Origin of the sequence: Pseudomonas lyxosi (assembly GCF_047758685.1) — a bacterium.
Lineage (GTDB): Bacteria > Pseudomonadota > Gammaproteobacteria > Pseudomonadales > Pseudomonadaceae > Aquipseudomonas > Aquipseudomonas lyxosi.
On the sequence record NZ_CP180481.1, the window covers coordinates 71965 to 90068 of the forward strand.

At 60.6% G+C, this 18104-nt stretch carries 19 protein-coding genes; 8 read left to right on the forward strand and 11 right to left on the reverse strand.

Annotated elements, in window-relative coordinates; translation table 11 throughout:
- Positions 1-9 precede the first annotated feature (9 nt).
- Positions 10-261, forward strand: coding sequence for a pyocin S6 family toxin immunity protein (locus ACMXYI_RS00330; RefSeq protein WP_415771000.1), 252 nt, complete (start codon positions 10-12; stop codon positions 259-261).
- A 68-nt stretch (positions 262-329) separates the two neighbouring features.
- Here the strand turns inward: ACMXYI_RS00330 and ACMXYI_RS00335 are convergent, their stop codons facing one another.
- Positions 330-794, reverse strand: coding sequence for a glycine zipper 2TM domain-containing protein (locus ACMXYI_RS00335; protein ID WP_017336812.1), 465 nt, complete (start codon positions 792-794; stop codon positions 330-332).
- A gap of 169 nt (positions 795-963) precedes the next feature.
- On the opposite strand from ACMXYI_RS00335, the gene ACMXYI_RS00340 reads away from it, so the two are divergent.
- Positions 964-1200, forward strand: a complete 237-nt coding sequence (locus tag ACMXYI_RS00340; RefSeq protein WP_033059010.1) for a hypothetical protein — start codon at positions 964-966, stop codon at positions 1198-1200.
- 5 nt (positions 1201-1205) lie between these two features.
- Here ACMXYI_RS00340 and pdxH read toward each other — a convergent pair whose 3' ends face one another.
- The 5 genes from pdxH to dinG form a co-directional block, all read right to left on the reverse strand.
- Positions 1206-1853, reverse strand: coding sequence for a pyridoxamine 5'-phosphate oxidase (gene pdxH / locus ACMXYI_RS00345; RefSeq protein WP_415771001.1), 648 nt, complete (start codon positions 1851-1853; stop codon positions 1206-1208).
- Between the two features lie 24 nt (positions 1854-1877).
- The gene (locus ACMXYI_RS00350) at positions 1878-2993 is read right to left on the reverse strand and encodes an OmpA family protein (protein WP_415771003.1); all 1116 of its coding nucleotides are present in this window, start codon (positions 2991-2993) and stop codon (positions 1878-1880) included.
- 113 nt (positions 2994-3106) lie between these two features.
- Positions 3107-4252, reverse strand: a complete 1146-nt coding sequence (locus ACMXYI_RS00355; RefSeq protein WP_415771005.1) for a serine hydrolase domain-containing protein — start codon at positions 4250-4252, stop codon at positions 3107-3109.
- Between the two features lie 139 nt (positions 4253-4391).
- Positions 4392-6908, reverse strand: coding sequence for a beta-agarase (locus tag ACMXYI_RS00360; RefSeq protein WP_415771007.1), 2517 nt, complete (start codon positions 6906-6908; stop codon positions 4392-4394).
- 96 nt (positions 6909-7004) lie between these two features.
- Positions 7005-9149 carry an ATP-dependent DNA helicase DinG gene (gene dinG, locus ACMXYI_RS00365; RefSeq protein WP_415771008.1) on the reverse strand — a complete coding sequence of 715 codons (2145 nt, stop codon included), beginning with the start codon at positions 9147-9149 and terminating at the stop codon, positions 7005-7007.
- A gap of 367 nt (positions 9150-9516) precedes the next feature.
- Here dinG and ACMXYI_RS00370 point away from each other — a divergent pair, with 367 nt between their 5' ends.
- Positions 9517-9975 carry a CopD family protein gene (locus tag ACMXYI_RS00370; protein WP_415771010.1) on the forward strand — a complete coding sequence of 153 codons (459 nt, stop codon included), beginning with the start codon at positions 9517-9519 and terminating at the stop codon, positions 9973-9975.
- Positions 9976-10085: 110 nt separating this feature from the next.
- Here ACMXYI_RS00370 and ACMXYI_RS00375 read toward each other — a convergent pair whose 3' ends face one another.
- From ACMXYI_RS00375 to ACMXYI_RS00390, 4 genes are all read right to left on the reverse strand, one after another.
- Positions 10086-10844 (reverse strand): collagen-like protein, encoded by a 759-nt coding sequence (locus ACMXYI_RS00375; protein ID WP_415771012.1) that lies wholly within the window; start codon positions 10842-10844, stop codon positions 10086-10088.
- Positions 10837-11115, reverse strand: a complete 279-nt coding sequence (locus tag ACMXYI_RS00380) for a DUF1145 domain-containing protein (protein ID WP_415771014.1) — start codon at positions 11113-11115, stop codon at positions 10837-10839. Before ACMXYI_RS00380 ends, ACMXYI_RS00375 begins: the two co-directional genes overlap by 8 nt.
- Before the next feature lie 148 nt (positions 11116-11263).
- Positions 11264-11980 (reverse strand): OmpA family protein, encoded by a 717-nt coding sequence (locus ACMXYI_RS00385; protein WP_415771016.1) that lies wholly within the window; start codon positions 11978-11980, stop codon positions 11264-11266.
- A gap of 90 nt (positions 11981-12070) precedes the next feature.
- Positions 12071-12766 carry an OmpA family protein gene (locus tag ACMXYI_RS00390; RefSeq protein ID WP_415771018.1) on the reverse strand — a complete coding sequence of 232 codons (696 nt, stop codon included), beginning with the start codon at positions 12764-12766 and terminating at the stop codon, positions 12071-12073.
- Between the two features lie 191 nt (positions 12767-12957).
- On the opposite strand from ACMXYI_RS00390, the gene ACMXYI_RS00395 reads away from it, so the two are divergent.
- The 4 genes from ACMXYI_RS00395 to ACMXYI_RS00410 are packed head-to-tail and all read left to right on the forward strand — an operon-like array spanning position 12958 to position 14681.
- Positions 12958-13455 carry a DUF6231 family protein gene (locus tag ACMXYI_RS00395; protein ID WP_415771019.1) on the forward strand — a complete coding sequence of 166 codons (498 nt, stop codon included), beginning with the start codon at positions 12958-12960 and terminating at the stop codon, positions 13453-13455.
- Between the two features lie 4 nt (positions 13456-13459).
- Positions 13460-13936: a YchJ family protein gene (locus tag ACMXYI_RS00400; RefSeq protein ID WP_415771020.1), complete on the forward strand. Its 477-nt coding sequence runs from the start codon at positions 13460-13462 to the stop codon at positions 13934-13936.
- Between the two features lie 44 nt (positions 13937-13980).
- On the forward strand, positions 13981-14475 hold the full coding sequence (locus ACMXYI_RS00405) for an LEA type 2 family protein (protein WP_415771022.1): 495 nt from the start codon (positions 13981-13983) through the stop codon (positions 14473-14475).
- A complete protein-coding gene (locus ACMXYI_RS00410) occupies positions 14472-14681 on the forward strand; it encodes an SEC-C metal-binding domain-containing protein (RefSeq protein ID WP_007906737.1) in 210 nt (69 codons plus the stop codon). Before ACMXYI_RS00405 ends, ACMXYI_RS00410 begins: the two co-directional genes overlap by 4 nt.
- 43 nt (positions 14682-14724) lie before the next feature.
- Here ACMXYI_RS00410 and ACMXYI_RS00415 read toward each other — a convergent pair whose 3' ends face one another.
- The gene (locus tag ACMXYI_RS00415) at positions 14725-15273 is read right to left on the reverse strand and encodes a cysteine hydrolase family protein (protein WP_415774005.1); all 549 of its coding nucleotides are present in this window, start codon (positions 15271-15273) and stop codon (positions 14725-14727) included.
- 205 nt (positions 15274-15478) lie between these two features.
- Here ACMXYI_RS00415 and ACMXYI_RS00420 point away from each other — a divergent pair, with 205 nt between their 5' ends.
- Positions 15479-17929 (forward strand): penicillin acylase family protein, encoded by a 2451-nt coding sequence (locus ACMXYI_RS00420; RefSeq protein WP_415771025.1) that lies wholly within the window; start codon positions 15479-15481, stop codon positions 17927-17929.
- Positions 17930-18104: the final 175 nt, after the last annotated feature.

An 18104-nucleotide genomic window follows, 5' to 3' on the forward strand; every position in this document is an offset into this window, starting at 1 on the left:
AGAAAAATTATGCGCTATCTATCCATCACCGGCTTTTACCCTGATGAAAAACAAGATGATTCATTGCAGTTCCAACTGACCATCAAAGACTATGAGATGAACCAGGCATTGGCTCAATTGACCGAGTCAAAAAAACTGGAAGAAATAGAGCCTGGAGAGCTGGAGCTGACAGGTGCTCAACTCCTACAGGTTGCAAAACTACTAAAAGTCGACTTCCCAGAGGGGCTGGAATATTTCATAGGCGCCCGCGCCGCGCCGTGATAATCCTCAAACAAACAAAAACCCCGACCAGTCACCTGATCGGGGTTTTCTTTTACCCATATTCCCGCTTAGTGCGAAACGCGGCTAGTCCCATCAACAGTGGCAATCCGCACCCGCTCGCCAACACGGAACACTTCATTCTCCTGAACCTGTTGCACGTAGGCGCGCATGCTGCCGTCGTCTTCGCGAACAGTGATTTCCACGCCTTGGGCGCGGGTCAGGCCTTCTTCTGTGGCCGAGCCGATCAGGCCGCCAGCAACGGCACCGATAACTGCAGCAACGATGCTGCCGCGACCGCCACCGATAGCGCTGCCGCCAACACCACCAACCGCCGCCCCGGCGAGGCCGCCGATCGGGGTTTTGGTGCCTTCGATTTTGACCGGTCGCAGGGATTCGATGGTGCCCATGCGAACGGTCTGCACCCGACGCGCTTCGTCACGGGAGTAGGAGTCACCGGTCAGGCTCGATTGGCAGCCAGTGAGCAACATCGCCATCGTGGAAAAGGAAGCAACCAGCAGAACAGACTTACGCATAGCATCAACTCCAAAGGACAGGTATTCATTAAACTCCGCAGCTTGACGCCTGTCACGGCCTCGCCCGGATAAAATTGGTTTGATTCAGGCCCGGTACAGGGCGCTACCACGAACTTGACACACAGTAGCGGCAAATTCCGCAATCTGCGCCACTGAACCAAGGATTTTCATGGATTACTTCATCATTGTCGTCACTACCGTTGCCGGATTGTATTTCCACTGGTGGCTGTACGTGCGGATCAAACGCTGGATGGACCGCGATCTGGCGTTGGCACTGGCGGGTAAAGACGAGCAGAAAAAGGCGTTCATGCTCCAGCAACTGGCGAACGCTCAAGCGCAGAAGATCAAGCGCCGAGACCTGCCGCAGTGGCTTGAAGCCGCTGCGGCAGGTTATCCCGATCGGTAGACGGCTTAAGGTGCCAGACGTTCAAGAATCCAGTCGGCGCCCTGCAAACGATAGTTGAGGCGATCGTGCAGGCGGCTCGGACGGCCTTGCCAGAACTCGATGCGCTCCGGTAACAAACGATAACCGCCCCAGTGCTCAGGGCAATGAGGTTGCGTGTCGCTGAAACGTTGCTCGGTGTTCTTGAGCAGCGCTTCCAGCTCGGCACGATCGGCGATCACCCGGCTCTGGGGCGAAGCCCAGGCACCGAGGCGACTGCCCAGCGGCCGGACCTGAAAGTAGGCGTCGGACTCTTCAGGCGTAACCTTCACCACCCGCCCTTCGATACGCACCTGGCGTTCCAGGGCCGGCCAGAAAAAGGTCATGGCTGCGAACGGGTTCGCGGCCAGATGCTGGCCCTTGGCGCTGTCATAGTTGGTGAAGAAGGTGAAGCCCTGCTCGTCCAGCCCCTTGAGCAGCAGAATGCGGCAATGCGGCCGACCGTCCTGATCGACGGTGGCCAGGGTCATGGCGTTGGCTTCCACCGGCACCTGCTCGGTTTTCACCGCGTCGGCGAACCACTGATGGAACAGCGCGAACGGCTCGGCCGGGGCTTGCGCCTCGGTCAGGCCATCACGGGTGTAGTCGCGACGCATATCAGCCAGGCCCTGGGTCATGGCGCATTCCTTTTGGTTAACGAATCACTTTTTTACAGTATCGGCGGCGTCGGCGACTTTTTTCGGGTCGGCAGCGGCTTTGGCCGGGGCAGTCTTTTTCGCCGGTGTTGCAGTTTTAGCCGGTGCCTTCTTGGCGGCGGCTTTCTTGGCCGGGGCTTTTTTCGCCGCAGGCACATCGGCTTTCTTCGCGGCTGGCGCCGGGGTGACCGGTTTGACGACTGGCTTGATGTCCTGGGCAGCGACCAACTTCACTGGCGCCGGGGCCGGCATGTTGTACTTGCTCAGCAACGCGACCATGGTGTTTTGCGGGGTCACCAGCAGTTCGACGCGACGGTTCAAGGCACGGCCTTCATTGCTGTCGTTGGCAGCACGCGGGGCTTCGCCACCCATACCGCGCAGCATCAGACGATCACGCTGCAGACCGCTAAGGCGGAAGATCGCCGCCACGGCTTGTGCACGCTCCTGGCTCAGTTTCACGTTGGCCGGTGCGGCGCCCGACGTATCACTGTGGCCGAGCACCAGCACGGCAGTCTTTGGATCAACTTCAAGGATTTTCGCGACGCGAGTGAACGGGCCAAGGGTCACCGGCAGCAGCATGGCCGGACGGTCAGGGTTGAACGAGCCTTCTACCGGCGCGGTCACCACCAATACGTTTTCACGGCGCTCGAGTTGCAGGTTGCTGCCCTTGATCGCTTCGCGCAGGCGCGGTTCGTAGTCGTCGAGCCAGGCCTGGGTAACTTTAGGATCGGGCATTGGCACGGCTTTAGCGGTGCTTTGCTCTTTACCACCGAACGGCCACCACCATTTGCCACCTGCATCGGCCTCAGCCTTGGCCACCTCGACCGGTTTGGCTTCAGGCTTGGTTTCAGCTTTTACCTCGGGCTTCTTGTCGAGAACTTCATCGGAACCGAATGGCCAGTACCAAGGGTTGGAGCTTTCAGCCTTGGCAACCGGAGCGGTTGCGGCAGGCTTCAACGGTGCAGGGGCCGGAGCCGGAGCCGGAGCCGGAGTTTTAGCGGCGACTTTGTCGGAGGAACCGAACGGCCACCAGCTGCTGCCATCCGAGTCATTTTGTGGAGTTTGTGCGCAACCGGTAATAGCGAAGCACAGGGCCAAAGCGAGGGTTTTATTGGAAGACATTGGATATCCACAAAATGAAGTAATGAACTATCAGGCCGGATTGACCCGGATAAACAGACGCTTGGAAATCAAAAAGGCCTTGGGGTTCCGGCCCTGGAACCCCTGAGCGCGATTTACAGACAAGTGGCCAGTGCCCGCACAAGCTTTTGCGCGCGCGGATCCATCAAGACGTACGGCCCTAAGGTATTTGTCACAAAGCCGAAAGCCACATCGTGTTCCGGGTCAGCAAAGCCGGTGGAACCGCCGGCTCCCGGATGGCCAAACGCACGCGGGCCGAGGCCGTAGGTGGCGTTGGGAACGTCCGGTTGATCGAGCATGCAACCCAGGCCAAAACGGGTCCGGGTCAGTAAAGTCTTGTCCTCGCCGACACTGTGCTCGCGCGTCAGCTCGTCGAGCAACTCGCTTTCCAGCAAGCTGCCATCGAGCAGACCGGCATAGAACCCGGCCAGGCTGCGGGCATTGCCGTGGCCATTGGCGGCCGGCTGCTGCATGCGTCGCCACTCGGGTTTGTTGGTGCTGGTCATGATCGACGGCGGGTTAGTAAACGCCCTCGTGGTCATGGCCGTCGGCTCGCGCATGGTCACTTGCAGCAAGCGCTGGGCGGCGGCGTCGCCGACATTGCCCTTGCCACGGGCGATGTGCGCCACGCGATGAAACTCTTCGTCCGCCAGGCCGACGTGGAAATCCAGCCCCAAAGGCTTTGCGACCCGCGCCACGATGCACTCACCCGGTCCACGACCGTCGGCACGACGCAGCAACTCACCGACCAGCCAGCCGTAGGTGATCGCGGCGTAACCGTGACCGACTCCCGGCGTCCACCACGGTTCTTCGGCGGCCAGGGCGTCGACCATGGTTTGCCAGTCGTAAAGCGCTTCCGGGGCCAATAGCTCACGCAGCGCCGGAAGACCGGCCTGATGGCAGAGCAATTGACGCAGGGTCACGGACTCTTTGCCGGCGGCGGCGAACTCGGGCCAGTAGCGGGCAACCGGTGCATCCAGTTGCAGCTTGCCTTCGGCCACCAGTTGCAGGGCGGTCACCGCGGTAAAGGTCTTGGTGCAGGAGAACAGATTGGCGATGGTGTCGCTGTGCCAGGCTTCGGTGCCATCCTTGTCAGCGCTACCGGCCCAAAGGTCGACCACGGTTTCACCGCCAATCTGGATGCACAACGCTGCGCCACGTTCCTGAGGATCGTCGAACAGTGCCGCGAAAGCCTCACGCACCGCTTCGAACTTCAGCTCGTAAAAACCCTGAATCTGCACCCGCAACTCCTCTGGATAAACGCTCTACAAAGTGGCCGCATTGTTCCAGCCATTGAAGGTTTTGGGAACAGGGCCGGGCCGGGCGGTCGCCATCCCGCCCGGATGAAACACTCAAAAAATCTTACGTGCCTGTCAGCACTCAGTGGCCATTGCCGGAATGCCCACCCGCGTGGCCAGCGCCCTGCCCTGCGCCTTTGCCAGCCTCGCCTTTTCTGCCGCCCTCAGCTGTTTGACCGGCTTTATCCGCCTCAGCCTTGGCCTTCTCGGCCTCTTTACCGAGCTGATCGACGGTCTGCAAATTGCTCTTGCGAACGCTGTCGACGAACCCCTGGAACGGCAGATCGGTAATGCCCACCAGCCCAAAGTGACCGTTCTCGCCATCCAGCAGACGACCGGTCACCGGTTGGTCAAGGTATTGGAACCAGTGCACGCCGACGATCGACGGTTCGCTCATCGCCTGTTTGAGGAAATTGGCATAAGCCGGCCCACGGTCTTCTTCCTTCGCCAGTTGCGTCACGCCGCCCCAGAACGGGCCGCGATCCGCGGAGCCGAAGTTGAACTCGGTGATCAGCACCGGTTTGTCCAGGCTGCGCAGCTTGGCGAAGTCGTAACCGTCCTGCGGTTGCAAGGTGTACATGTTGAAGCTCAGCACGTCGCAATACTGGGCGCAGGACTCAACCGCTTCCGGGGTGCTGATGGCAAACCGGCCACCCAGCAACAGCTGATTCGGCGCGTGCCACTTGAGCGAATCGGAGAGGGTCTTGAAGTACGTGTCGGCGAAAACCTTCTGGAAGTATTTGAAGTCGGCTTCGATTTCCGGGTATTCGGCGCTTGGCAGCGGCGGCACGAAGCCCGGGTCTTCCATCAGTTCCCAGGCCGGCAAATCAATGCCCCAGGCTTTGGAAAGGCCCGCCTGATTGCGGTATTTATCCCGCAATTGCTTGAGGAACGCGCGTTTGGCCGGCACGTCGGTGGTCATTTTCAAGGTGCCGTAGGCCAAGGCGTAACGGGCTTTCGGGTCGTCGCCGGGACCGGCCCAAGCCAATTCGTTGTCGGCAAAGTAGCCGATCAGCCATGGATCGTCGCGATGATCGCGCGCGGCGATGGCCACGGCACGTTCGGTGGCCATGGCGAAACGCGGGTCGAACGGATCCGGCATGCCGCCCCACCAGTCGGTGCCTGTGCTGATGCTGGCGTAATCGCCGACGATCGACAGCGGCAAGGTGTACGGCACACGGTCAGCGTTGGCCAGCGCCGGGGCGCTCCAGTTGCCGATGGTGTTGAAGCCCCAGGCTTGTAGGCGATCAAGGGTGTGGCTGGCCCAGCGCTGTTCATCAACCACCGCTTTGCAGGGTTCGGCAGGTGTTTGCTCAGCTGCTTTCGCGGCGGTCGCTTCAACGGCACCGGTCTTGGCTGCTTCGGCGACACCGGATTCGGCCGTCGAAGGAACGACAGGTTGCTCAGCAGCCTTCTCCACTGTTGCCGTTGCCGCAACCGCGTCAGCCTTGGCCGCTTCGGCGACACCGGCCTTGGTGTCGCTGGTCACCACACACGGCGGACCATACAGACGCTGCAAGTTGGCGCCATAGAAGTCGTACCAGCGACCGGCATTGTAGCCACGGCCCTGATCGACACCGTTGCCGCCCCGGTTGTCGCCTTCGCCATAGTGGCTGGCCAGCGGCTCGTCGGGTTTGGGCAGCGATTCAAACATCCACTCACGGCCGGCGACGTAAGTCTGGTCGACGTCCGGGGTGACGGTGTTGACCCCGAGCGAATAGAACGGATGCCCTTCCGGCGTCACCAGGTACCAGCGACCGTCGCGCTTCTCAGTGCGGAAAAAGCCGCTGGCCTTGAATGCCGGGCCTTTGTTCCAGCCACCGAACTTGTCCAGGGACGACTTCTCGCGCTCGGCCAGCCAGGTTTTCAGTTGCTGATGTTCCTTGGCGGCGGCGCTTTTCAGTTGCTCGTCGCTGCTGACTTTCTCTGGCCATTTGGCCCGGGTCGACTGGCCGTAAGCGTCTACAAGGCCGCCAAAAGCCGCTTGGGTAACCGCATCGCCGTCCTGCACGCCAAAGCGCTCAAGCAGAATGCTTTGCGCGACTTTCGGCTGATCCATCGACAAGGTCACCGACACCACCTGGCTGCGCTCCAGCTCACCGGCGCTGCTGGCCAGCAAGACGCGCTGCCCGTCAAACGTCATCGGCATCGGTGGGCCGGCTTTCAGGCCCAGGCTCAAAGGCGTAAAGGGCTGCAGCGGCACCAACAAGGTTTGCGCAGGGCCGGCCGGCAAGTCGACGCGGCTGACCAACGTCTTGCCGTCGTTGCTCTGGATTTTCACGTACAGGGTCACAGCCCAGTTCATTGCGCTCTGAATCCGCAAACTCATGAAGCCCGACTGCGACCAGTCCCAGGCGCCCGTCTGCGGGGTCAGGCGCAAGGTCGGTTGTGCCGCCGGGTTGAACGTCACCCGACGCAGCACTTCGCCTTCGGCCGTTTGCTCGGCGTTGGATTGCGGCAGGCTGGCGTCCTGAGTCGCCACCTGGACCACATCGGCGGGGCGCACAAAGTTGAACAGCGTCTGTTGGCCGGCAGGAGCCGCCAGCAAAGGGGCTGCGAACATCAGAGCGAAAACGGCAGGCAACGAACGGCGAATCATGAGAACGAAATTCTCCCTAACGACCTTCAATGGGTCAGTGGAAAAGCGATGGTAGAGAGATAGACAACGCGGTGGGCAAATTTGCCCACCGGTGTATCAGGAAATTTCTCGACGGAAGGGTGGCAACGCATTGAGGATTGCCTTGCCATAACGCTGGGTGACCAGACGTCGATCGAGCAAAGTGATGGTGCCGCGGTCTTCTTCGGTGCGCAGCAAGCGACCGCAGGCCTGGACCAGCTTCAGCGAAGCATCCGGCACGGAGATTTCCATGAACGGATTGCCACCCCGAGCCTCGATCCACTCGGCCAGGGCCGCTTCGACCGGATCATCGGGCACCGAGAATGGAATCTTCGCGATCACCACGTGTTCGCAATAAGCACCGGGCAAGTCGACCCCTTCGGCGAAACTCGCCAGGCCGAACAACACGCTGGAATCGCCACCATCGACCCGCGCCTTGTGCTTGTTCAGGGTTTCCTGTTTCGACAGGTTGCCTTGAATGAACACTTGCTTGCGCCAGTCACGATCGAGGCCGTCGAACACGTCCTGCATCTGTTTGCGCGAGGAGAACAGCACCAGGGTACCGCGCGAACCTTCCACCAATGCCGGCAAGTCACGGATGATCGCCGCGGTGTGGGCCGGCGCATCACGCGGATCGGCCTTCAGGTCCGGCACTCGCAGCACGCCAGCGTCAGCATGATGAAACGGGCTTGGAACCACCGCGGTCACAGCTTTTTTCGGCAGACCGGCGCGCATGCGGAAGCGATCGAAGGTGCCGAGCGCGGTCAGGGTCGCGGAGGTCACCAGAGCGCCGTAGGCCACGTTCCACAAATTGCGACGGAGCATTTCCGCCGCGAGGATCGGGCTGGCGTTGACCTCGATGTCGAACAGCGAGCCGCTTTCGGCCAAGGTCAGCCAGCGGGCCATCGGCGGGTTGTCTTCCGGGTCTTCGACGGTGAACGCAGTCCACAACTCCCAATTGCCCGAAGAACGGGACAACAGGCTGCCGAACAGCGGATACCACTCTTCGGCCTGGTTGCTGGCGATGCCGATGTTGACCTCACCGTCCATGCCTTCCTTGAGCAGTTCGGTGAGCCGGGTGAACAGGTCAGTCAGACGGGCAAAGCCCTTCTTCAGCTCGATGCCCATTTCGCGCATGTGCTCGGGAATCACCCCGCCGACGAAGCGATGACGCGGCCGCTCGCGACCTTCGACGTCTTCGCCGGGTTTGAAATCGGCGACCTGCTCGCAGGCGCTGAACATGAATTGCTGCTGGGTCTTGATCTCCCGCGCCAGTTCCGGCACTTGTTCGATCAACTTGCCCAGGTCGCCCGGCAGCGGATGCTGGGCCAGCAACTTGGTGAGGTTCTTGGCGGTGGTTTCCAGCCAGTCGGCGGTGGAACGCAGACGCGTGTAATGGGCGAAATGGCCGATGGCCTTGTCCGGCAGGTGGTGGCCTTCGTCGAACACGTAGATGGTGTCGCGCGGGTCCGGCAGCACGGCGCCGCCGCCCAGCGCCAGGTCGGCCAGGACCATGTCGTGGTTGGTGACAATCACGTCGACCTTGCCCATGCCTTCGCGGGCCTTGTAGAAGGCGCACTGGCCGAAGTTCGGGCAATGGCGGTTAGTGCACTGGCTGTGATCGGTGGTCAGGCGTGCCCAGTCGGCGTCTTCCAGGGCGGTGGACCAACTGTCGCGGTCGCCGTCCCACTTATTGCCGGCGAGTTTCTCGATCATGCTGGTGAACAGCTTCTGACTGGCCTCGTCGACCTCGATCTTGAAGCCTTCTTCTTCGAACAGCTGCGCCGTGGCAGTTTGTGCGTGACCTTCCTGCAACAACATGTCGAGCTTGGACAGGCACATGTAGCGCCCGCGCCCCTTGGCCAGGGCGAAGCTGAAGTTCAGCCCGCTGTTGCGCATCAGGTCGGGCAAATCCTTGTAGACGATCTGCTCTTGCAGGGCCACGGTGGCCGTGGCAATCACCAGGCGTTTGCCGGCGGCCTTGGCCGTGGGGATGGCGGCCAGGCTGTAGGCCACGGTTTTGCCGGTACCGGTGCCGGCTTCCACCGCGACAATCGCGGGGTCGCCACTGCGCCGGCCTTCGTCGTCGGTGTCGATGTCACCGAGGACCTTGGCAATTTCGGCGATCATCAGGCGTTGGCCGTAGCGCGGCTTGAGGCTCTTGGCTTCGAGAAAACGCGAGTAGGCGCCCTGGATCGTGGTTTTGAGTTCAGTGCTGATCATGGATTGTCGGGCGCAAAAAACGCTGGATAAATTTTCAGTGGTTTGGGGGGCGTTCTCAGTTAGTTTCCACGCCGCGTTGTTGCCTTAAAGCGAGCCAGGCAAGGCGCAGGCCGCTGGAAATGGTTGTTCCCTTTTCAAGGCCTGCAACGCAGCCTGGCTCGCTTTAGGGCACAACCCGAAGGGCCGGGCCTGCTGTTGTGCAGGGCTGCGTTGCTCGAAGCTTATTTGGAATGACCAAACCACGCTTCTCGCGCCTTGCCCTGCACAACAGCAGACCCGGCGCGGCGCGGAAACTAACTGGGAACGCCCCCTGAATCGGCCGCTATCATACCCCGCTAATTAATCCCGCGCAGAACGGAGTACCCCAATGACACCTTTTGGCCTTGTTTATACCCTGCATGTACTGTCAGCCCTGGTGTGGGTGGGCGGCATGTTTTTCGCGTGGATGGTCTTGCGCCCCGCGGCGATGAAGGCTTTGGAAGGCCCGGCCCGGTTGAAGCTGTGGGTTGAAGTGTTTCAAGGTTTTTTCCGCTGGGTCTGGGTCGCGGTGGTGCTGTTGCCGGTCAGCGGAGTGGGCATGATTCATCTGCAGTACAGCGGTTTTGAAATGGCACCGCGGTATGTGCAGGTGATGATGGGCTTGTACGTGGTGATGACGGCGCTGTTTATCCGGATTCAGGCGTTGTTGTTGCCGGAATTGCGCACGGCAGTGGCGGCGCAGGATTGGCCGACCGGGGCGGCGACACTTGGGAAAATTCGCAAGTTGGTGGGGATTAATCTGATTGTCGGGTTGGTGCTGGTGGCGATTGCTGCGGCTCGACCGTGATCGTTCCCACGCTCTGCGTGGGAATGCCTCAAGGGACGCTCCGCGTCCAGTGACGCGGAGCGTCACGGGCTGTATTCCCACGCGGAGCGTGGGAACAATCAATTAAAGGGTTACAACCGCTGAACAGTCACCGAACCCGCCGCACCGGCAGGCCCCGGCTGACCGTCAGCGCCAGGGCGGCCGCTCTTGCCGCCATCGGCCTTGTAAACGAAACAGCCCTTGGCCTTGCCACCCGCGCCCGGTTTACCGCCAGGCCCGGCCACACCGCCGTCACCGCCGGCCACCTGAACCTTGATCAGTTCCGCCGGGTAATCGCGCGGCACTTCCAGACGAACCAGTCCACCCGGCGCGCCCGGCTGACCGTCGCTGCCGTCACTGCCATCGGCACCACGACCGGCCTGGCCCCAGGTACAACCCGGTGCCTGACCGTTGGCCCCATCGAGACCGACAAACCCCGGTGCGCCCGCACCGCCGCGAGCGTCCACCAACAATAGCGGCGCACTCAGTGCCTTGATCTGCAAGTTCAGGTTACGCCCGGAGCGGGCGGCCTTGAGGTAAGTCCCCGGCGCGCCGCGAGCCGTGATCTGGCTGCCTTCCGACAACTGCGCACGAATGACCTTCAGCTCAAGCGGCTGTTCGCCGGGAACGATGGCGATCCGCGCTTCACGCCCCAGACGCAATTCACCGACGGATACCTCCGTCACATTCGAGGGAATCAACAACGTGCCGTAGTCAGCCACTTCCAGGCGTTCCAGCTGCAAGGTGCTGGCGGTGTTGGGCAAACGCATCAGCGAGTTGGTTTCGACGCTCACCACCTGGGCGCAGGCCAACGGGCTGATGAGTGCAGCGAGCAGACAGAGTTTACGCATGGGAAGCCTTAGGCGCGGTCGGAACCGGGATGGTTTGCAGGTGGAAAACGCCGAAAAAGAGGATCTTCAGGCGATCAAGCCAAGGGTGGGCGCGACCTCTGAGGCTGCGGAAACAGAACACCGCCTCAAGAAGATGAAGGCATGCCAGCAGGCCGCCGGCCACATCGACCAACAGATGCAGAGGATTGACAAACGGCATGAGCTGATTGACCAGCACCACCAGCCAGAACAGCAGGGTCAACAACTTCCCCAGCCCCCAGAACACGTTCATACGCTCCCCCGTTGAGAATTATTCTTTGCGCGCACAGTACCGGCTTCCACGCGGGATAAGCCAGAGGGCAACGGAAAATTCTTCATGAAGGCCGCCGAATGGCCGCCGGACTGACTTCAATTCTGGTCCGACGGCTCTATCACGGGGCTCAGCGATTGATGTGCAACTCCACCCGACGGTTTTTCGCCCGTCCTTCTTCCGTTTCGTTATCGGCCACCGGCTGACTTTGGCCCTTGCCCTCGCTGGTGAGCTTGTTCGGCGCCAGGCCCTGGCTCAACAGGTAGGCCGCCACGCTACTGGCGCGACGTTCCGAGAGTGCCTGGTTATAGGTGTCCGAGCCGACGCTGTCGGTATGACCGATCACCTTGATGCTCACCACATCGGCGCTTTGCAGTTTGGGCATCAGCGAATCCAGCTTGCTCTGCGCGGCAGGGGTCAGGTCGGACTGGTTGAAGGCAAACAGTACGTCGCCCGCGTCGCTCAGGGTGATGACCTCCGATTGCACAGGTTCAGGTTTCACGCTGGCCGGGTACTTTGGCAAGGGGCAACCATGATGTTCGACGGAGGTATTGGCCGGCGTATCAGGACAGCGATCGCGTCGATCGAAAACACCATCGTCGTCTTCGTCGCCATCCTGGGCGTAACAGATCAAGCCACCGGTCAAGATACCAAGCGCCGCCCCTCCGGCCGCCCAACCGCTACTTTGGAGAGCGCCCAGACCGCCACCGACCAGGCCGCCGATAACGCTGCAGACTGGCCAGGTTCGTTGATTGAGGGGGGCGGTGCCATCGCTGTGAGTAGCGCAACCGGTCAACAGGCTGCCAAGCAGCACAACCGGCAAGACGGTCCGTGTGAGAACACTCATGGTGAAAGCTCCTGTGTTACCGGCCAATGCCGGTCACACAGGAGTAAAGACCCGCATCCGCGACTGCACAAGCCGCGGAGTACGAGGGGTTTAGCGGTTGATTTTGATTTCCGTGCGACGGTTCATCGAGCGGCCGTCAGCGGTTTTGTTATCGGCAACCGGCTGGCTTTCACCGGCACCGGTGACAGAAACGAAGCTGCTGCGTGGTACACCTTGGGAAATCAGGTATTCAACTACCGAGTGCGCACGACGATCCGACAGTTTCTGGTTATAGGTATCGCTGCCCACGCTGTCGGTGTGACCGGTTACAGTCAGTTGGGCGTTAGGCGCTTCCCCTTTCAAGCGAGTGGCGATTTTATCGAGTACCACTTTGTCGGCAGGGGTCAGTGTGGCCTTGTCGAACTGGAAGTGAACATCGCGAATGACGATGACTTCTTCTCTAACCACGGCCGCTTCTTCGACCACTGGTGCAGGCACCGGTGGAGGGCAACCATCGGCATCGACCCGCACGCCTCTAGGTGTTCCCGGGCACTTGTCGCGGCTATCCGGCACGCCATCGCCGTCTTCGTCGCCATCACCGTGAACCCAGCAATAGGCCGCAGCGGTGCCGCCGATGAGCAGCGCGCCATACCCCGCCCATGCCGAGCTCTCGGTCGCGCCGAGACCTGCACCCACGACACCGCCGACCGCCGCACAGGTCGGCCAGTCGGTTTTCTGCAAACCTGCGCAACCAGTCAACACACTGGTTAGCAGAACCAAGGGTAATGCTGTGCGAACTATGCTCATCTAGTTTTCTCCTGAGGGGATCGGCTTAGAACCGATTCAGGTAGTAAAGACCCGAGTTTTAATCTCCGCCAGCAATAGGCCATTGCTGTTTTAACCCGTGTTCACGGCAGATCGGCGCTTTTAGGACGAACCAGCTCTAGGCCCGGCCCTTTGAGCAGGCTAGTCTTGGCAGCTCTGATTGAGGATCTTCGATGATTGCAGGTATTTCTTCGCGCACGCCCCAGCAGGCGTTGGCCGCTTTGCTTGATCGTTATGCCCCCGCGCGCCTGTTGCTGATTGGCGCCAGCGAGTTCCCCGCGCTTGAGGCCTTCAAGCTGGCGCACCCGGACGCTTGTGTGGCCCATGCGGCGCCCGGGGCGTTGCCGGCCGAACTGGCGGCGCGCCGGTTTGACCTGGCGCTGGTGGTCGATTGCCTCGAGCACTTGCCCAAACGCGATGGCCTGAACCTGCTTGGCGGGATCCGAAACCTCAACGCCAGTCGCATCGCGGTGCTGGCGGACTTGCCGGCCAGCGGCTGGCAGGAAACCGATTTTTTCTCCCTGGCCCTGCAAGCCAGCGAACGCTTCCAGCGCGACGATCAAGTGCTGACCCTGTTCACCTATGATCTGCTTGACTACAAACAAGTCCCCGACTGGCTCAACTCACGGTTCTGGGCCAATCCGGAAAACTTCGGGAAATATTGGTGGTAACGCAATGAGTACATCCATTTGCCCCTGCGGTAGCGGCACCCTGCTTGATGCCTGCTGCGGTCATTACCACGCCGGTCATCCGGCGCCTTGTGCCGAAGCCTTGATGCGTTCGCGCTACAGCGCGTACGTACTGGGGCTGATCGATTATCTGGTGGCGACCACCCTGCCCGCACAACAGGCAGACCTCGATCGACAGTCCATCAGCGACTGGAGCGCCCAAAGCACCTGGCTGGGCCTTGAAGTGGAAAGCTCCGAGGTCTTGGGCGGTCAGCCGGAACATGCCTTCGTGACCTTTACCGCGCGCTGGCACGATGGCAGCGGTGAACACAGCCACCGCGAACGCTCGTCGTTCGTGCAGAACGCGGGCCGCTGGTATTTCATCGACCCCACCGTACAACTCAAGGCCGGACGCAATGATGCGTGCCCTTGCGCCAGCGGACAGAAATTCAAAAAGTGTTGTGCGGGTTATTTCAGCAGATGAGGTAATCGCAAGAGGCTAGACTGGGCATCAAAGGGAGTCACTCCATGCTCAGTCAGCGGCGCGTCTTTCAAACCCTCACCTTGCTCCTGTTTCTGGGGCTTGGCGGCTGTGCGTCCTGGTTCGGCGACGATGAACCGGAACCGCAGGTGCATCTGGTCAAGGTCGAAGTAGTCCAGGCCAAACTTATGCAACAGCGATTCCTGCTGCACTTTCGCGTCGACAACCCCAACGACAGTGACCTGACGGTGCGGGGCATCGAGTACCGCATTCACTTGGGCGACATGCTGCTGACCGAAGGTGAGCACGAACACTGGTTCACAGTCGGTCCCAAACGCAGTGCCTACTTTAAAGTACCGATCCGCACCAATCTGTGGCCCAAGGTGCGGGATGTGGTGAAACTGCTGAAAAAACCCGACCAGCCCATTCCCTATCGTCTGGAAGGTGAACTGGAAACCGGTTTATTCATCGCGCACTACGTGCACCTGGCGCGCAATGGCGTGATAATCCCCGCCGATTTAATTCCGGAGCAAAACCGATGACCCAGCAACCCCATGTCCATGGCCCTGACTGCAACCACGATCATGACCATCACGACCACCATGATCACGACCATGGCCATGTCCACGGCCCGAACTGCGGCCACGCCCACCAGGAACCGGTGCGCAACGCCCTGAAAGACGTCGGCCGCAACGATCCTTGCCCATGCGGCAACGGCAAGAAATTCAAGAAGTGCCACGGCGCATAAAGCGTTGAAGCACTGCTCTGTAGGAGTGAGCGATCGCTCGCTCCTACAAAATCTGCGCAGAGCTCACGACCGTCGCATATTCCCCATGCAGATTGCCCAACGACATCGCATGCACTTCTTCAGCTGAATGGGCGTTGCCGAAGTAGTCAGCCTTGTCGAAGGTAAAACACGCATCCTCCACGACCCACGTTTCAAACCCCAGATTACCGGCCGTTCGCGCCGTGGACTCCACCGAGTTATTGGTCGCTACGCCGACAATGACCAACTGATCGATCCCCGCCTCTCGCAAACTTTTCTCAAGCCCCGTCGCACAAAACGCATCCGGCACCTGCTTTTGAACAAGTTGCTCACCGGTCTGTGGCTGAAACCGTTCCTGAAATTCCACCCCCGATTGCTGCGGCCAGAACACTGAATCAGGTGAACGGGACAGGTGCTGCACATGAATGACCGGTCGCCCGGTTTGACGCCAATGCCCTAGCAAATCGAGGATTCGCTGCTCGGCCTGAAGATTATTTCGGCGACCCAGCTTGGGATGCAGGATGCCTTTTTGTTGATCGATGATGATCAGCGCCGCGTTTGTTTTGAGCTCCATGCCGGTTTTTCTCATGCGGGGGTCATTGAATTTCCCGCACTTCAGCATCACCTGTTCCTACAGGCAAGCTATAGAACGCAAACATTCCCACGCAGAGCATGGGAACGATCACCGCGAAGAAATAACCCCGCCGCCGCTTGCGCGGGCACCTCCTGCTCACTAACGTAGCGCCTTTAATGACGCTACCCCCCGCAGGAGCTTTGCCATGGCCTCGCCAGCCCTTACACATTTTCTTCCCCGGTTCGGCGTTGCCGCAGCAGTGGCCGGTGTTTTGAGCCTGACCGGTTGTCAGACCTGGAACACCCAGGACACCCTCCCGCCGACCACCGGCGTGCAGCCGCTCAAGGGCCTGGCGCAGAACGTTTCGGTGCGCCGCAATGCCATGGGCATGCCGTTGATCGAAAGCAACACCTTCCACGACGCACTGTTCACCCTGGGTTACGTCCACGCCACCGACCGCATCACGCAAATGGTCACCCTGCGCCTGTTGGCTCAGGGCCGTTTGTCGGAGATGTCCGGTTCAGACCTGCTCGACGCTGACCGCTACATGCGTGCCGTCAATCTGAAGAAAAGCGCCGACGAGCTGTACAAGGCGTCTTCGCCGCGCCTTAAACGCTTCTTCGAAGTCTATGCCCGTGGCGTCAACGCCTACCTGTTCCGCTATCGCGACAAGCTGCCGGCGGACCTCGCGGCCACCGGCTACAAGCCTGAATACTGGAAGCCGGAAGATTCGGCGCTGATTTTCTGCCTGCTGAACTTCAGCCAGTCGGCGAACCTGCCGGAAGAAATCTCCTCGCTGATGCTGGCCCAGACCGTCAGCACCGACAAGCTCCCGTGGCTGACGCCGTCCGCTCCCGATGAAAAACTGCCGCTGGCCGAAGCTGAAAAACTTCAGGGCATCAAGCTCAACGGGCAAATCCCGGGCCTGGCCGAGATCAGCAAAGCCACGAGCCAACTGTCTGATCTGAATCTGCTGGGCGCGACCTCGTCGAACAACTGGGCGATCGGCCCGCAACGCAGCCGCAGCGGCAAAAGCCTGCTGGCCAGCGACAGCCATGGCCCACTGGGCGTGCCGTCGTTGTTCAGTTACGTGCAGATTCGCGCGCCGAAATACCAGGCTTCTGGTGTGACGATTGCCGGTTTGCCGATGGTGCTCGGCGGTTTCAACGGCAAAGTGGCGTGGAGCATGACCACCGTCATGGGCGATAACCAGGACCTGTTCCTGGAAAAAATCAAACGCCAGGGTAATGGTCTTTCCTACGAGGTTGGCGGCAAATGGCAGCCGGCGATCGTGCGTAACGAAACCTACTTCGTCAAAGGACAGCGGCCGATTCGCGAAGTGGTGTACGAAACCCGCCATGGCCCGCTGCTCAACAGTGCCCAAGGCACGACGCTGGCCAACGGTTTCGGCCTGGCCTTGCAGACGCCGAACTTCACCGATGACAAGACCCTGGATGCGTTTTTCGACCTGTCCCGCGCCCAGACCGTCGAGAAAGCTTCGGACGCCAGCCGTGAAATCCGCGCCATCGCGCTGAACCTGGTATTTGCCGACGCCAGCAACATCGGCTGGCAAGTCACCGGTCGCTTCCCGAACCGTCGCGAAGGCGAAGGCCTGCTGCCGTCGCCGGGCTGGGAAGGTCGTTACGATTGGGATGGTTACGCCGACCCGATGCTCCATCCCTACGACCAGGATCCGGCCCAGGGCTGGCTCGGCACCGCCAACCAGCGCGTCATTCCCCATGGCTACGGCATGCAGCTGTCCAATTCATGGTCGGCGCCGGAGCGTGGCGAACGCCTGGCCGAACTGGCAGGCGTGGGCAAACACGACACGCGCAGCCTGATCGCCATGCAATACGACCAGACCACCACTTTCGCTGCCAAGCTGAAGAAAATGTTTGAAGCACCGGGCATGTCGCAACCGCTCAAGCAGGCCATCGAAGCGTTGCCTGAGGCGGATCGTGGCAAGGCTCGCGAGGCGTATACCCGCCTGATGGCCTTCGACGGCAAACTCAGCCCGACCTCCGCTGATGCAGCGATTTACGAATTGTTCCTGCAGCAAAGCACCCAGCAAATCTTCCTCGACGAACTGGGCCCGGAAAGCAGCCTGACGTGGAAAGCCTTTATCGCCAACGGCAAGTTGTCCTACGCGGCCCAGGCCGATCACCTGCTGGGTCGTGAGGACAGTCCGTTCTGGGATGACGCTCGCACGCCACAGAAAGAAGATAAACCGGCGATCCTCGCCCGCAGCCTGGCAGCCGCGATCAGCGCGGGCGACAGTCAGTTGGGCGGCGATCACAAAGCCTGGCAATGGGGCAAACTGCACCGCTACGAATGGAAAAACACCGGTGGCCAGACGGTGCGCGGCCCGCTTGCAGCCGGTGGCGACCACACCACACTGAATACTGCAGCATTCGCCTGGGGTCAGGATTTCAACACCACCCTGGCGCCGGCCATGCGCTTTATCGTCGACTTCGGCCAGGCCGAACCACTGATGGGGCAGAACGGTACGGGGCAATCCGGTAATCCGGCGAGTCCGAACTACCTCGACAGCATTGATCCTTGGCTGAAGGGGCAATACATGAGTCTGCCGATGCAGCCGCAGAACTTTGACAAGGCGTATGGCAACAAGCGGTTGACTCTTACTCCTGGTAAGTAACCCCGCCTCCACCTGAGCATTCCCACGCTCTGCGTGGGAATGCAGCCCGTGACGCTCCGCGTCACTGGACGCGGAGCGTCCCTTGAGGCGTTACCACGCAGAGCGTGGGAACGATCATCATTGACCAATGAAATTTCGATAGAACTTCTGGCTTCGCGCAAACCTCATAGCTAAC

Coding starts and splice junctions, on each gene's coding strand:
- ACMXYI_RS00330 (WP_415771000.1), top strand. CDS start 10: ATGCGCTATCTATCCATCACCGGCTTTTACCCTGATGAAAAACAAGAT.
- ACMXYI_RS00335 (WP_017336812.1), bottom strand. CDS start 794: ATGCGTAAGTCTGTTCTGCTGGTTGCTTCCTTTTCCACGATGGCGATG.
- ACMXYI_RS00340 (WP_033059010.1), top strand. CDS start 964: ATGGATTACTTCATCATTGTCGTCACTACCGTTGCCGGATTGTATTTC.
- pdxH (WP_415771001.1), bottom strand. CDS start 1,853: ATGACCCAGGGCCTGGCTGATATGCGTCGCGACTACACCCGTGATGGC.
- ACMXYI_RS00350 (WP_415771003.1), bottom strand. CDS start 2,993: ATGTCTTCCAATAAAACCCTCGCTTTGGCCCTGTGCTTCGCTATTACC.
- ACMXYI_RS00360 (WP_415771007.1), bottom strand. CDS start 6,908: ATGATTCGCCGTTCGTTGCCTGCCGTTTTCGCTCTGATGTTCGCAGCC.
- dinG (WP_415771008.1), bottom strand. CDS start 9,149: ATGATCAGCACTGAACTCAAAACCACGATCCAGGGCGCCTACTCGCGT.
- ACMXYI_RS00370 (WP_415771010.1), top strand. CDS start 9,517: ATGACACCTTTTGGCCTTGTTTATACCCTGCATGTACTGTCAGCCCTG.
- ACMXYI_RS00375 (WP_415771012.1), bottom strand. CDS start 10,844: ATGCGTAAACTCTGTCTGCTCGCTGCACTCATCAGCCCGTTGGCCTGC.
- ACMXYI_RS00380 (WP_415771014.1), bottom strand. CDS start 11,115: ATGAACGTGTTCTGGGGGCTGGGGAAGTTGTTGACCCTGCTGTTCTGG.
- ACMXYI_RS00385 (WP_415771016.1), bottom strand. CDS start 11,980: ATGAGTGTTCTCACACGGACCGTCTTGCCGGTTGTGCTGCTTGGCAGC.
- ACMXYI_RS00390 (WP_415771018.1), bottom strand. CDS start 12,766: ATGAGCATAGTTCGCACAGCATTACCCTTGGTTCTGCTAACCAGTGTG.
- ACMXYI_RS00395 (WP_415771019.1), top strand. CDS start 12,958: ATGATTGCAGGTATTTCTTCGCGCACGCCCCAGCAGGCGTTGGCCGCT.
- ACMXYI_RS00400 (WP_415771020.1), top strand. CDS start 13,460: ATGAGTACATCCATTTGCCCCTGCGGTAGCGGCACCCTGCTTGATGCC.
- ACMXYI_RS00405 (WP_415771022.1), top strand. CDS start 13,981: ATGCTCAGTCAGCGGCGCGTCTTTCAAACCCTCACCTTGCTCCTGTTT.
- ACMXYI_RS00410 (WP_007906737.1), top strand. CDS start 14,472: ATGACCCAGCAACCCCATGTCCATGGCCCTGACTGCAACCACGATCAT.
- ACMXYI_RS00415 (WP_415774005.1), bottom strand. CDS start 15,273: ATGGAGCTCAAAACAAACGCGGCGCTGATCATCATCGATCAACAAAAA.
- ACMXYI_RS00420 (WP_415771025.1), top strand. CDS start 15,479: ATGGCCTCGCCAGCCCTTACACATTTTCTTCCCCGGTTCGGCGTTGCC.